General features: G+C 44.0%; 11 protein-coding genes. 4 read left to right on the plus strand and 7 right to left on the minus strand.

Translation table 11 applies throughout. The annotated features are described in order from the left end of the window. Positions 1-308 precede the first annotated feature (308 nt). From HXT45_RS06265 to HXT45_RS06275, 3 genes are all read left to right on the plus strand, one after another. On the plus strand, positions 309-1,178 hold the full coding sequence (locus tag HXT45_RS06265) for an ABC transporter substrate-binding protein (RefSeq protein ID WP_421781694.1): 870 nt from the start codon (positions 309-311) through the stop codon (positions 1,176-1,178). 176 nt (positions 1,179-1,354) lie between these two features. Further along, complete coding sequence (locus HXT45_RS06270; protein WP_421781696.1) at positions 1,355-2,305, plus strand: amino acid ABC transporter permease; 951 nt, start codon at positions 1,355-1,357, stop codon at positions 2,303-2,305. After that, positions 2,305-3,129, plus strand: a complete 825-nt coding sequence (locus HXT45_RS06275; RefSeq protein WP_116689360.1) for an amino acid ABC transporter ATP-binding protein — start codon at positions 2,305-2,307, stop codon at positions 3,127-3,129. The genes HXT45_RS06270 and HXT45_RS06275 overlap by 1 nt, the downstream gene beginning before the upstream one ends. Here the strand turns inward: HXT45_RS06275 and ribF are convergent. The 5 genes from ribF to nusA all read right to left on the minus strand — a co-directional run bounded on the left by ribF (position 3,115) and on the right by nusA (position 10,474). Beyond that, positions 3,115-4,386 (minus strand): bifunctional riboflavin kinase/FMN adenylyltransferase, encoded by a 1,272-nt coding sequence (gene ribF, locus HXT45_RS06280; RefSeq protein ID WP_421782334.1) that lies wholly within the window; start codon positions 4,384-4,386, stop codon positions 3,115-3,117. The two genes, HXT45_RS06275 and ribF, sit on opposite strands and share 15 nt — an antisense overlap. Before the next feature lie 105 nt (positions 4,387-4,491). After that, positions 4,492-5,703, minus strand: a complete 1,212-nt coding sequence (gene truB / locus HXT45_RS06285) for a tRNA pseudouridine(55) synthase TruB (RefSeq protein ID WP_421781699.1) — start codon at positions 5,701-5,703, stop codon at positions 4,492-4,494. A gap of 8 nt (positions 5,704-5,711) precedes the next feature. Next, a complete protein-coding gene (gene rbfA, locus HXT45_RS06290; RefSeq protein WP_020759305.1) occupies positions 5,712-6,272 on the minus strand; it encodes a 30S ribosome-binding factor RbfA in 561 nt (186 codons plus the stop codon). Position 6,273: 1 nt separating this feature from the next. After that, positions 6,274-9,171: a translation initiation factor IF-2 gene (gene infB / locus HXT45_RS06295; protein ID WP_101889570.1), complete on the minus strand. Its 2,898-nt coding sequence runs from the start codon at positions 9,169-9,171 to the stop codon at positions 6,274-6,276. A gap of 256 nt (positions 9,172-9,427) precedes the next feature. Next, complete coding sequence (nusA, locus tag HXT45_RS06300; RefSeq protein ID WP_004131711.1) at positions 9,428-10,474, minus strand: transcription termination factor NusA; 1,047 nt, start codon at positions 10,472-10,474, stop codon at positions 9,428-9,430. Between the two features lie 256 nt (positions 10,475-10,730). Here nusA and HXT45_RS06305 point away from each other — a divergent pair, with 256 nt between their 5' ends. After that, positions 10,731-11,672: a hypothetical protein gene (locus tag HXT45_RS06305; protein ID WP_421781701.1), complete on the plus strand. Its 942-nt coding sequence runs from the start codon at positions 10,731-10,733 to the stop codon at positions 11,670-11,672. 983 nt (positions 11,673-12,655) lie between these two features. Here HXT45_RS06305 and HXT45_RS06310 read toward each other — a convergent pair. Together HXT45_RS06310 and HXT45_RS06315 are read right to left on the minus strand one after the other, a co-directional pair. Beyond that, positions 12,656-14,011, minus strand: coding sequence for a hypothetical protein (locus HXT45_RS06310; protein WP_421781703.1), 1,356 nt, complete (start codon positions 14,009-14,011; stop codon positions 12,656-12,658). Further along, positions 14,011-14,391: a hypothetical protein gene (locus tag HXT45_RS06315; RefSeq protein ID WP_421781705.1), complete on the minus strand. Its 381-nt coding sequence runs from the start codon at positions 14,389-14,391 to the stop codon at positions 14,011-14,013. Before HXT45_RS06315 ends, HXT45_RS06310 begins: the two co-directional genes overlap by 1 nt. Positions 14,392-14,534 lie beyond the last annotated feature (143 nt).

Consider the following 14,534-nt stretch of genomic DNA (forward strand, 5'->3'; position numbering starts at 1 on the left):
TACAATCAAATGTTTATGATTCTAAAATCGTAAAGACACACAGCAACACACAACACGCCGCAACACACCGATTGTAACCGTTACTTAACAATCACAAAATTGAACATAAATAGAGCAAATTTACGCCATTAAATCAACAAAATATAGCGCGTTATAAACAATCGCAATAACAATTCTGTAACAATTAAGCCTTAAATGCGTCTATCGTCTTATAAACTATCAAATGTACGGCCGCAAAACCTACTTAAATCGCTTAAAAAACGAATAAGCGAAAAATTTTAAGGTTTTAGCAAAAACAAGGAGAAAAAATGGCTATTTTCGTACATAACAACTTGCACACTAACCGCGTAGCAATCGCAGCTACAAAAATCGCTGCAGCAGCATTAGCCGTTGCATCAATGGTTAGCACAGCGGCATGCGGAAGCCAAAACGCACAAGATCCAAACCAAAAGACGATTACTCCAGGCGTTTTGACAATCGGCACAGCTCAGCCAACTTACACACCTTGGATGTACGACAACAAGCCAGAAAACGGCAAAGGATACGAATCTGCAGTAGCATACGCCGTTGCAAAGAAACTTGGATACAACAAAGACAAGGTTAAGTGGGTTCGCACAACCTTCGACTCCGCAGTAACTCCAGGACCAAAGGACTTTGACTTTAACCTTCAACAGTTCTCTATTACAGCAGAACGCAAGAAGGCAGTAGACTTTTCGCCAAGCTACTACAATGCAACTCAAGGCGTTGTTATTAAAAAAGACAGCAAGTTTGCCAACGCAAAGACTTTAGCAGATCTTAAAACCGCGCAGATTGGCGCAATGGTTGGAACAACAAGCTACAGCTTTGCTAAAGACAAGATTAAGAGCGATATTCAAACCTTTAACGATAACGACGCTTTGGTTCAGGCTCTTGATTCTAAGCAAATTGACGCACTTGTTATAGATACTCCATCTTCTGTGAACATTGTTCGCAGTAAGCAAGTTAAGGATGGTGTTGTTCTTGGACAGATTGCAGGATCGGAAGATAAGGAAGGAACTGGCCTTGTTCTTCCAAAAGGATCTAAGCTTACTGCAGACGTTACTAAGGCTGTAAACGCGCTAGAAAAAGATGGCACTTTGAAGAAGCTTCAAGAAAAGTGGCTTGCAGAGTACACAACTGATGTGCCAGTTCTTAAGTAAATTGATCTAAATTAAATCAAACAAAATAGATTAAAAATAGATCAAAATAAATAAAAATCGTACCAACGTCATTACCAATACGCATTATTGTAAGCAATTTGTAACCCAATCGTCACATAAAAGTGCTTACAATAGTGCGTATCATTCATTATGTCGAAAGGCTCAGGCTACCGCCAATGACAGTACTTAACGGCAGTACAACAGATTCTGCAAGCAACGAATCAAATAAGTTACTCACTAATGCGTCGTCACTATCTAGCGCTAATACGGCATTAGATGAAGGAACGTGCGCTTTAAGCAATATCGAGCTTGAGCGTAGAGCAATACGCAAAAAACAGAATCTTAAATCTGTTTTAACAAGCATAATAAGCACTTTAGTATTGCTTTGCGTGTGCATTGCGGCGCTTGCAATGAGCCCTGGTTGGCCAAGAGTGCGCGAAACGTTCTTTTCTGGCAAATACTTTATGCTATCTTTGCCATCTGTTTTGCAAGGCTTAATGCTTAATTTGCAAGTGCTTGTATTTGCTGTAATAGGAGTTGCAATACTTGGAACTTTAATCGCAGTTATTCGCACAAGCGTAAGCCCAATGCTTTTTCCGTTGCGAGCTATAGCGCAATTCTACACAACCATTATGCGCGGCATACCAATGCTTGTTGTGCTTTACTTAATCGGCTTTGGCATACCAGGCTTGCAGCTTTTTGGACGCATTCCACCAGCAATACTTGGCACAATCGCCATTGTTATGAGCTACTCCGCATACGTTGGAGAGGTATTGCGCGCAGGATTTGAAGACGTACATCCGTCTATGCGAGCATCTGCAAGGTCTCTTGGCTTAACATCTGGTCAAACTGTGAGATTAGTGGTAATTCCTCTTGGCTTAAGAAAAGTGGCTCCCGCATTAATGAACGACTTTATATCTATGCAAAAAGACGCAGGGCTCATATCTGTTTTGGGTGCTGTAGACGCAGTTCGAGCCGCTCAAATATCTGTTGCAACTTCTTATAACTTCACTCCATACGTTGTAGCAAGCGTTGTGTTTATAGCGCTAAGCATTCCGTTTATTGTTCTAAACGATTGGTATACAGCAAGACTTCGCAAGCGCGAGCTAAACGGAGGAACTGTGTGATGAGTAACGTAACAAATCAAAAGGTAAATCAACAAATGAGTGATTACACGAACACAATCAATCAAACAAATGCAGGCGACAATACAGATTCAACCCCAGTTTTGCGCTTAAGCAATATTCGAAAATCGTATAACTCAACGCCTGTTCTTAAAGGCATTTCTTTTGATATTGCGCCTCACGAAGTGGTGGCTCTTTTAGGGCCTTCTGGAAGCGGAAAATCTACTCTTATGAAGTGCATTAATTTGCTTGAGCGAGTAGACGACGGCCAAGTTTGGCTTGGAAACACAGATATTACAGACCCACGCATAAATCAAGATCAAATTAGATCTCAAATCGGAGTTGTGTTCCAGCAATTCAATCTTTTTACGCATATGAGTGTTTTAGATAACGTAACTCTTGCTGCGCGAAAAGTTCATCATTGGAGCAAAGATCGCGCAGAAAGCCGCGCAATGGAGCTTCTATCTAGGATTAAGCTAGAAAATAAAGCAAAGTCCTACCCAGATCAGCTTTCGGGCGGACAGCAGCAGCGAGTGGCGATTGCGCGCGCGCTTATGACAAGCCCGCAACTTTTACTTTTAGACGAGATTACTTCCGCGCTAGACCCAATGCTTGTTGGAGAAGTTCTAGACATGGTTGCGGAGCTAAAGCAGCAAGGAACAACCATTTTAATGGCCACTCACGAGATGCATTTTGCGCACGAAGCTGCCGACAGAGTAGTTTTGCTTAGAAATGGCGTTGTTGCAGAAAATGGCACGCCGTACGAAGTTATGGACGCTTGCAGCGACCCAGAAACGCAAAACTTCTTTAAATCATTCCGCCACTAGCGCGCGCGTTTGCTCAACGTCTTTGCTAATAGCGTCCTTAAGCTGCTCTTGCGAGTCAAATGCTTGCTGAGGGCGCAAGAAGCGCGCAAACTCAATGCAAACTCTGTGACCGTATAAGTCTTGAATCTTGTCTGTTAATGCATATGCTTCAACAGTTCGATTAGACGATTGCTCTTCTAGAGTATCGTCGTAAGCATCCGCGCTATTTGATGCGTTTGATGCGTCATCTTCAAAAGTAGGATTAGTGCCAACTGAAATCGCAGCAGCCCAACGCCAAGGAGAATGCGATCCAAGATGAAGCTCATCTTTACGCAAAACGCCTACACTAGGAATGTTTCTGCTAGAAGAAGCGCCATCTTGCTCGTCTGCGTCTAAATCAATAATCCAACCAGCATACACACCATCAACAGGAATATATCCGTCAATTCGCTCCCCAAGATTCACAGTTGGGAAACCAATTTGATGACCGCGACCAGCTCCGTGAATAACAGTGCCTTCTACTCTATGCGGCTGTCCAAGAATATCTCCAGCATCTCGAACCCTGCCATTTGCAAGCATCCATCGCACGTTTGTAGAGCTCCAAGCACGAACCTTTTTATTAGGCATACCCTTGCTCCAAGCGCGATATTCCGCCTTATTCATGCCATCTGCAGGGTCTTTTGGCTCTCCGCCTTCTAAAGGAACCTCTGGAACAATCGGGTCTGGAACTCGAACGTCTCCCGGCCCAAAATCATCTACAACAACAAGATTAAAAACGCCTGTAGCTTGCGCAAGCTCTTTAATAGCATGAACGTTTCCAGCTCTTTTAGCGCCCAAAGCTGCATCCGAGCCTAAAACAAGCGCGCGCATGCCTAGCTTTCCAACCAGCTGCCCAAGGAAGAATCTGTACGATTTTGCCGCAAAAGCAAGGCTATATCGAACAATAATAACGTGATCAACGTCTAACTGCTGTAAAACTCTAAGCCGCTGGCGAACGCTTGTTAGCGCTTGCGAATCTACTGGAATTTGCGCGTCATCGCCAAAATCGTCGAATAAATCTGGATTTTCGTGCACAACGCTTGGACGAGGGTCAAACATTATAACAACCGAGAACGCGTTGTTTTTGCGCGCAATCTCCACTGTTCGCTCAATAACTTTACGATGCCCAAGATGCATTCCGTCGAATACACCTATTGTAACAACTGACTTACGTTGAGCGCTCAACGTTGGCCAACTAATCATACCGTTGGCATCTGGTCGAATGTCTATGACCTTCATCATATCCTTACTGTTCGCAAGAGCCGCAAATATTGGTATCGCTTTATTTTAGACGCCACTTTGCCGCAACCCCATTTTCACACTAACATCTATTTTACCAGCAAACTAGCTTTGTACAAATACTACAATTGGTTTAGCTTCTATTTGATTTGTATTTTTTTCGATTTTTTCGTTTGTTGTTGTAATTTTGGCTTGAGATATAGAAACCGTTCTGCTTAAATCTGCGGTTGCTTGACGCTTTTGTGCGGTCTGCAAAACAGCAACAACGTCGTTTTGCTCATCTTTTGCGGCTTTTACGTATGCAATAGCGTTCTTTGTAGCGTCTTTTGCACTAATAGCAGAAATCGTGATTTTTCTGCCAAATCGCAAGTCTTTAGCTTGATTTTCACTTACTTCTACTGTTTGCATCGTTAATTTTGCAGATTCAAACATGCTTAGCAAGCGTTGATTAAGAGTGTTTTCTAGAGGCGACGAGGCTGGCAAAGCAGATGGCGAATCGCCAGCAGCTTGCGATTCGCATGAACCTTGTGAATAGTATGAATCGTCTAAAACAGCCTTCGCGCGAGTTTGAGTCACTCCATTTTTGTTTGTAAATGTGCGAATAACACTTTTAAGCTTAAGTACGCGACTATCTTCTATAGAAAAATCGCCAATACGCGTTCTTCTAAGGCTCACTAAGTGGCCTCCAACTCCAAGAACACGACCCAAATCGCGAGCTAGAGCGCGAATATACGTACCACTAGAGCAAGAAACGCTTGCGCGCACATCAATAACCTTTGCACCGCTTACGCCCACACTAAAATGCGCATCCAGCAAAGAAAAATCATAAATAAAAACTTCTCTAGGCTCTAAATGAACATCTTTACCTTCACGCGCTAAGTCGTAAGCGCGAACGCCGTTTACTTTTATAGCAGAAAAAGATGTTGGCGTTTGCATAATCGAGCCAGTAAAATTCTTTGCTATTACAGCGCGCAATTCTTTAAGAATTTCATCAATATTTGCAAAGTTTATAATGCCATTTTCATCATCCGCGCTTGAAACAACATCACCATCTGCGTCGTCCGTATTAGTTGACTCGCCAAGACGAATCACAGCTTCGTACGTTTTATTGTGACCAAGCAAATAGTTGAGCAAGCGCGTGGCGTTACCAAAGCCAAGAATCAGCAAGCCCGTTGCCATTGGGTCAAGAGTGCCAGCATGACCCACTCGTTTAGTGTGCAACAGTCCGCGTGCAAAAGATACAACATCGTGACTGGTAACGCCTTTTGGCTTATCTACTAGCAAAATGCCAGAAGATGGTAATTCAGGACTACTCATTGCCCTCGCTAAAATCGATCGCTATTTACATCGCTATCAAAGTCGCCAGAATCCGCAGAGTCGCTAGAATCAGCAAAGTCGTCCTCTTCAAAGTCGTCGTCTTCGCCAAATTCATCGTCGTCAAAATCCTCATCTTCACGAGGCTTTTTATACGGATCCGCTTCCCCAGCATATTGCGCTGTTTCTCGCGCTTTAGCTAGCTCCTCGTCACGCTTGCGAGCCGCAACCAAAATGTCTTCAATCTCGTGAGCTTCGCTAGGAACTTCATCGTAAACAAATTGGATTTGAGGCGTTAATCGCAAGCCTGCTTTAGCTCCAACTAAAGTGCGCAAACGACCCTTAGCCTGCTGCAAAGCCTGGTTTGCGCGCATACGCTCGCCCTGCTCTTTTCCAGCAGTACCAAGCTGCGTCCAATACACTTTAGCTATTTGCAAATCGTTAGTAACTCTCACTTCTGTAATCGTTACGTTAGCAAGTCGCTTATCGTGCAAATGCGATTCCATATTGGACGCAATCACTCTGTGAATCAAAGCCGCAATTCGCGCGGCTCTAGGGTTTGTTCCAGCCATATTATTTGCGCTCGATCTGCTTCATTTCAAAGGTTTCGATTACGTCGCCAAGCTCAATGTCGTTAAAGCTTCCAAGGTTAATGCCTGCCTCGTAGCCTTCACTAACGGATTGCACATCATCCTTAAACCTACGCAAAGTGGAGATTTCAAGATCGTTAACAGTTGCAACACCGTTACGCAAAATACGGCACTTGGTTCCGCGCTTAACCTCACCATCTTGAACCATAACGCCAGCAATATTGCCAAACTTGGACGAGCGGAAGATTTCGCGAATCTCGGAATGAGATGTAACAACCTCTTCAAACTCTGGCTTAAGCATACCCTTCAAAGCAGCTTCAATATCTTCGATTGCCTTGTAAATAACAGAGTAGTACTTAACTTCCACGCCTTCGCGATCTGCCAAGTCTGCAACCTGGCGATTTGGACGCACGTTGAAGCCAATAATAACGGCCTTATCAACTGTTGCAAGGTTCACATCGTTTTGAGTAATCGCGCCAACGCCGCGGTGAATAACCTGAATTCCAACTTCGTCGGAAACCTCAATCTTCATTAAGGAGTCTTCCAAAGCTTCAACGGAGCCAGAAGAATCACCCTTAATAACAATGTTAAGCATATCCACTTCGGACTTAGCAAACTGTTCCTTAAGGCTTTCAAGAGACACAACCTTACGACGCTTTGCAAGCTGAGCCGCACGTTCTGTAGCCTGGCGCTTTTCGGCAATTTGACGAGCAGAACGATCGTCGGAAGTAACCAAGAACAAGTCGCCTGCAGTTGGAACAGAAGTCAAACCAAGCACCTGAACTGGAGTGGAAGGACCTGCCTCTTGCAAGTGGTTGCCATTTTCGTCGAGCATTGCGCGAACGCGACCATAAGACGTGCCTGCAACAATGGAATCTCCGACTTTAAGCGTACCTTGCTGAACAAGAACGGTTGCAACAGCACCGCGACCCTTATCCAAGCGAGCTTCAACAGTTGCGCCACGAGCGTCCATGTTTGGATTCGCCTTAGGATCAAGCTCCGCATCTGTAGTCAAAAGAACAGCCTCAAGAAGCTTATCTACGTTGGTCCCCTGCTTTGCGGAAATATTCACAAACATGGTGTCGCCGCCGTATTCTTCTGGCACAAGACCGTACTCTGTAAGCTGACCGCGCACCTTATCTGGGTTTGCTCCAGCAACATCAATCTTGTTTACTGCAACAACAATAGGCACGTGAGCAGCCTGTGCGTGGTTGATTGCTTCAACAGTCTGAGGCATAACGCCGTCGTCTGCTGCAACAACAAGAATTGCAACGTCTGTAAGCTCCGCACCACGAGCACGCATAGCTGTAAACGCTTCGTGGCCTGGTGTATCCAAGAACGTAATCTTGCGCTTGTCGCCGTCTAAGGTGACTGTAACTTGGTAAGCGCCGATGCGCTGCGTAATGCCGCCAGCTTCGCGCGCTACAACATTCGACTTACGGATTGTATCGAGCAAGCGAGTTTTACCGTGATCAACGTGGCCCATAACAGTAACAACTGGAGGGCGAGTTACAAGATTATCGTCTTCTTGAAGCTCTTCTTCGTCTAAGTCAATATCGAACTGCTGAAGAAGCTCTTTATCTTCCTCTTCTGCAGAAACAAGGCTAATATTCCAGCCGATTTCTTCGCCAAGAATCTGGAATGTTGTTTCATCCAAAGACTGCGTAGCTGTTGCCATCTCTCCAAGATGGAACAAAACAGTAACCAAAGCTGCTGGATTTACATCAATCTTTTCTGCCAAATCCGAAAGCGTTGCTCCCTGACGAAGGCGAATCGTAGCGCCGTTACCCGAAGGAATACGCACGCCGCCAATAACTGGTGCTTTAAGCTCTTCGTATTCCCTGCGCTTTGCAAGACGATTCTTGCGAGCCTTAGAGGACTTTCCACCTTGGCGACCGAATGCACCTGCAGCTCCTGCGCGACCACGACCACCCCTGGATGGGCCTGCGTTTGGAGCACCTGCAGCCGCTGCTTGGAAGCTTGCAGCTTGGTTTGCGTTAAAGCGCGACTCTGCCGATGGGCGCGATCCTGCGCCACCATTGCCGCCGCCTGAACGATGCGAGCCTTGCCATTGGGAACGATTTGCTCCGTTACCACCATTGCCATTGCCGCCGCCTTGACGGTTTCCGCCGCGACCACCGCGACCACGACCACCGCCGTTGCCGCCATTACCATTACCAGATCCTGGTTTTGAGCCACGAGCATTCTCTGCAGCAGCGCCTGGCCGCGACATTGGATGTGGGCGTGGAATGTCTCCAGGTGTTGGCGCGCGCATACCCTGCTTTCGACTAAACGGATTGTTTCCTGGACGAGGAGCGGCTCCCGAGCCAGAGCCTTGGTGTGGTCTAGGGCGTGGAGGCATTTGCGCAGAACGCTCTTGCTTAGCAGATTTAGATTCTGCACCACTGCGCTTTTCTGCGTTGCGCTTTGAATCGCCAGACCTAGAAGCATTATTAGGCTTTGCGTTTCCAGCCGAAGGCTTAGGAGTTGCATTGTTAGCAGCATGCGCATTAGAAGTCTTAGATTCGTGATTTTCATGCACTTTTTGCGCAGAATTCTGCTTTGCAAAAGACTTTTGTTCTGGCTTTTGATTAGCCTTCTTTTCTGCATTTTGACCATGAGATTCTGGCTTGCTATTAGACGCAGAATCCGCAGATTTATTAGACGCATGATCAACATTCTTAGACGCAGAAGGCTTCGATTCGCTCTTTGCAGCAGAATCCGCAGGCACAAATTCCGTCTTTAGACGACGCACTACAGGAGCTTCAACAGTTGAAGAAGCGGACTTTACGAATTCGCCCATACTCTTCAAACGTTCCAATACGGTTTTACTATCTACACCAAATTCTTTGGCCAGTTCGTATACGCGCTTTTTTACCACTCAGTGTTCTCCTCAGTCTGTGGCAGCGTAAAACGAACGCAACCACTTTATATTGTTATAAGATTCTTACTCTTATGCTTTTTATTTAGATATCTCATAATGCGATATCTCATCGTGTAACCATGATTTCAACCATGATTTTGTACCTCGTTCCCTAGGCAAAAAGCTGCTAATAAGCCCAGATTGCAGCTTTCAGCTTACTCGAAACGTTGGATTCTCGGGAGTGTCGCAAGTTTGCTAAATACTAGCAAAAATCTTATTCCGCCGAATTAGAATCAGCGTTCATAGCTTCTTGCTTTTTAGCATGCTCTTCCGCAGACTCAATTCCAATCTTCCAACCAGTCAACTTTGCTGCAAGTCGCGCGTTCTGTCCCTCCTTGCCAATTGCAAGCGAAAGCTGAGAATCGTGAATAAAAGCAACAGCAGTCTGACTTTTCTCACTAACAACATGAACTTCAGTTACTACTGCTGGAGACAATGCAGCGGAAACAAACTGTGCTGGATCTTGCGACCAATCAACAATATCGATTTTTTCTTGACCAAGATTTTCCAATACAGCACGAACGCGCGAACCACCAGGACCAATCAAAGCACCCTTTGGATTAACGCCATCTGTGTTAGCGCGAACAGCAATCTTAGTACGAGCGCCAGCTTCTCGAGCAATTGCCATAATCGAAACAGCTCCCGAAACAAGTTCTGGAACTTCTCGCTCAAAAAGTCTGCGAACAAGATCTGGGTGAGACCTAGAAACAACTATTTCTGGTCCGCGCAAGCCGCGAGCAACGTTTACAACATAAACGCGAATACGCTCGCCGTGACGATACCTTTCGCCAGGAACTTGCTCTCTTCTAGGCAAAATGGCTTCAACATCTCCAACAGCAACGTGAATATTAGAAGGATCTTTAGAATCCTGCTGCACAATGCCGTTAATAAGCTTTCCTTTTTGACCCGAAAAAGCTCCAAATACGCGGTCATCTTCCACTTTGCGGAAAAGTTGAGTAATAACTTGGCGAGCTGTTGCTGCAGCAAGACGTCCAAAATCTCTAGGCGTATCGTCATACTCCTCGCCCAAAGTAAATGCTGGGTGAGGATTATCTTCTGTAGGAACACCTGGAATCTCATCTCGTGCCCATACAGTAAAGCAACCAGCACGCTCATCTAGCTCAACTCGAGCATGCCTTGCTGGGTGGGAAGTCTTCATGTATGCAAGACGCAAAGCCTCGGCGAGTGCCTCGTCCAGCTCGTCGGCATTAATCCCCTGCTGAGCCGCAAGCTGATGCATTCCCGCCAAATCCAATTCCATCGTGCACGTCCTCCTGTGATTCATTTATAAATTTTCACTTATAAAATTAACTTATTCTTCTTTTATACGTTTTACGCATAACAAAACGCTAAAATCTAATTTTAACAAGTATGTAAAGCGCAAAATTTTATGACTATGATTAAAAATGTTAAGCATAAAATGTTAGACACAAAGCAAGCCAACATTGGTCACAGTCACGGACTATTTTAGTAGATTATGCAGACACGTTTTGTTTTGTTCTAAAGCCTTGCAAGGCGTGCAAAATATTATCAAACGCGTAGCAAAAGGTGTTCCAATGCACAAAAAAAAGTTTGTTCTAGTATTTGCATCACTTATTGCTGTATTAATGGCTTCTAGCGCTTGCTCGGGATCAGGGCAATTTAATAACGTTAACAACACTGCGGTTCGTTCATCTAAAAGCAATAATGAGTGCTACCAAGTTCTACAAAGCGCAAAGCACAATCAAAAAATCGTAGATCAACAAGAAGCAAACGTAACTAGAAACAACTTGCAAAATGCTGCGGATTCTTGGAAAAACGTTGCAATACAATGCAACGCACGATTTGCTCAAGGCGTTGTTTTTAGCGCGCAAAACACTTGGAAATTGGCCAACTTAAGTCAAGGTAACGAAAGCGGAGCGGCAAACGCCTCTAAAATCGCAAATCAAATGGAATCAAGCGTTTACAAAAAATTGTATGACTTTGCAAATAGCACTAGTAACTTGTATTGGAATCACGACCCACTTGCAAAAGCGGCACTAGAACAAGACAAACTAGCTTTTATGTTACAAACTTTAGCTGCAAAAGATGTTGATAATGTTTCCTTAAGACAAAGCGATATTACAGCTACGATTGCTAACATGCTTATGCACTTTGCTTCAAGCGGAAGCGACTTGCGACAAAAAGTATACGAAATACCGCAAAAGAATCTGGACTCTGGCGTTGCAAAAGACGAAGCTAGCGCAAAAGACTTGCCAATAGTTGCAATAGCGTATATGGATTGCGCGCGCGGAGAACTAGACGCGCTAAATCAAGCTATTTTCCCTACAAACAAAGACGGTAGCGTAAATCATAGCGCACTTTCTAGCAACACAAATCAAGAGTTTATTGAGATTCTTGCAAACATTGCTATTTCGCATATTATGAGCGCGTACGCGTATGGATACCCTAGCGATTCTTCCGCGATTTTTGAGCAATAGCACACTGCATGATTGCATATGTACGCCAAATAAAGTAGAGATTCGAGATTTTTCGCACTGAATGAGATGAACCTCAGCGCCGAAGGTGGTGATTCATCGAATGAAGAAGAAAAATCGAGAATCTCGGTGATGAAAGATACGAAAAAGTTCTAGATATCCAGAAGGTTTGATGTATTTCTCTACGAGCAATAAAAGAGGAGCGTAGCGACGGGACTTGCGAGGAGAGAAATACTCAAACCTCGCGCAACGACAAATAAGGAAAGCGCTTGTGTAAGCAAAAAGGGCTTCTGGCTAATCGCCAGAAACCCTGCTTGCGGATGAAGCGAGATTCCGACACCGTACCCTCTTAGCCCTACTAAACATTAGGTTTTGCGCTTTTATAAAAGATATTCACCCCGTTAAACACCCCGTTTGTAATATTTTTTAATGCTTCAAAACGTTAAATAATACCATTCACAACACTTACTATAAGCGCTCGTAATAGCCATTATACAGCCTTACAACGCTAATTTATATGCTCATGTTAAGGCTCTTAAATATCAAGCATCAGACTACATACTAAAGCCACTACACACGCACCCTCGTACTGTTTGCGAGCGCAACCCTTGTTTTTGTGGTTGTGTGTGTTTTTTGTGTTACGTTTCCTCTAACGTCTGCAATGTTTTGTTTTGTATTGTTGCGCTCGCGGTTTTGTGTTTTGTCTATATATTGTTATTGACAGTGTTTGACGCTTGACATGTTGTTATTGTTGGGTTTTTGTGTTTTGTGACATGTTGTTGACATTGTTGACAGTTTTAATTGTTATTGTTGTGTCAGTTGTGTCATTTGTGTGTCAGTTTGAGTGTTTGAGTGCTTGTAATCGTTGGTATTTCAACGTTTATCGGTGATTTGTCAGTGTCAAAAGTGTCAGTTAGTGTGTGGGTAGATATGGAAAGTGCCCGAACGTTTTATATTCGCGTTCAGGCACTATTTTTACTTACATGCTATTTGATTAGTTTTAATATTTTTTTGCCTTGCTGTTGGACTTCTACTATTTTCCCTTCGTTTATCAAACTATCTATTGCTTGGTTGAATGGCATTGAGCTAAAGGCTTGGTTACTTCCAATTCTTTGGAGGCAACGTTTAGAACAACCATCTTTACGGTTTTTAAGCTCATCTATTATTGCTTTTTTACGTTCCTCTATAAGGTTGTTTTGTTGTTGTACTAATAGTTTTTCCCATTCCTTTTTCCCTTTCCTCGTTTCGTTGACTTGTTTGAGTGTTTCTTTTCTAATTTGGTTGCTGCATTTTACTAGCCATCTAGCTAGTTCGCACGCTCTAGGTGATACTTCTAGCAGCTTGCCGCCATCGTCTAAATCAAGATATAGGTGTAACGCTGTAGCTGTTTTTAAGAGAATCTCAGGGTCATGTGAACCCTCATCATCTTCACTACTACCCTCTAGCCTAGAGTCAACTAAATCAATTATTTCCTTCTTAATATAGTCAGGAAAAGCGAACCGTTTAAGCCTATAGCTATCAGCATCTTCCAACGCCTCAATACAGCCACAAGCATAAAGCTCGTTAAACACGCTCATATCAGGCGTATTCGCATCATTAAACGGGTTTTTATATTCTGGTATCGGTGTAGTGCCATCACTCCTATCGCGAATATTCGCATCTTGAACCCTCGCAAATAGTATTCTTTGTGGTAGTCCCGAACCTCCATATCGTGTAATCATATCAAGGTTATCATCTTGAATAGCTACAGTAGAAACAAGCCTAAAGCCGTTAGGTGGAACAGATATTCTAATATTCTCGTTTTTTGTATAGTCGCCACAGCTACTATCACCGTCCCAAAAATCGAGCATATTACCCAAAAGATTAGAAGATTGACGGCTAATATTAGCCGCTAGCTTACTAACCTCTCTAATCTGAAGATACGCACTCCAATGCGAACACTGCACCATAGAAGACTTACACTCATCATCGGTAAACTTCCTATAAGCAAACATCGCTGGTAGGCTCTCGCCACTAGCTGGAGAACAGTAAAAAACATTAGGAGAATCAGGAATAATACTTTTAGCCATTCTAAACGCATTACTTTTACCACCACCTGGCTTAGCAATAATAGCGCCATAAAAATTCAAGCTAGCATTACTATTAGCGATAAAATTAGGCAACGTATAGTTTGGCGGTACCATGCTCAAAATACGCGATATGAGAATATTTAACACGCCATCAGCACTAGAATGAGCACAACGGCACACATCACGCAAATCACGCAATTTAACACAAGAGTGCCAAAATTCTTCACAGTCTTCTACACGCTTAATCGAATCAAGAGCAACGGGGGTAATCATCAAACCACCTCCGTGGACTTAAGGCTATCAGCCACACGCTTCCACATAGTCCCCTCAAGACTATTAGAAAAAGCCTCAAGAGTCCCACAGCCAACACGCTTCAGCTCACACAGCTTACTAAAATCACGAACAGACTGCGCTCGCGATTGAATGTTTTCACTATAATCACTGTTAGTGTTGGCGTGCATAATATCCACGTGGTTCGTGACTTCAGGCGGCACGCTTAAATATTGTGCATTAAACGCGCTTTTACCATTAAAGCCTAGAGTTATCACACTACCGTTACACAAGCGTGCAGCCGCCTCTAATAGCCTCACAGCGTAGTAATCAAACCCACTAGCTGCAAACCTAATAGCGTGAGGCTTGAACGTTGCTAGCATGGTCGCGAGCGCAACTCTTCTAGCTTGTTTCACGACTTCAGACGGTAGTGTGTAGGTGAATTCACCTCCAAACGTTGAGGCTATGAGGCCATTAGTGAGTATGTTTAATCGCTCACTAGCATCAGCCTCTATAAACTCACGGC

Origin of the sequence: Gardnerella sp. DNF01199S, from assembly GCF_049244155.1 — a bacterium.
Taxonomy (GTDB): domain Bacteria; phylum Actinomycetota; class Actinomycetes; order Actinomycetales; family Bifidobacteriaceae; genus Bifidobacterium; species Bifidobacterium piotii.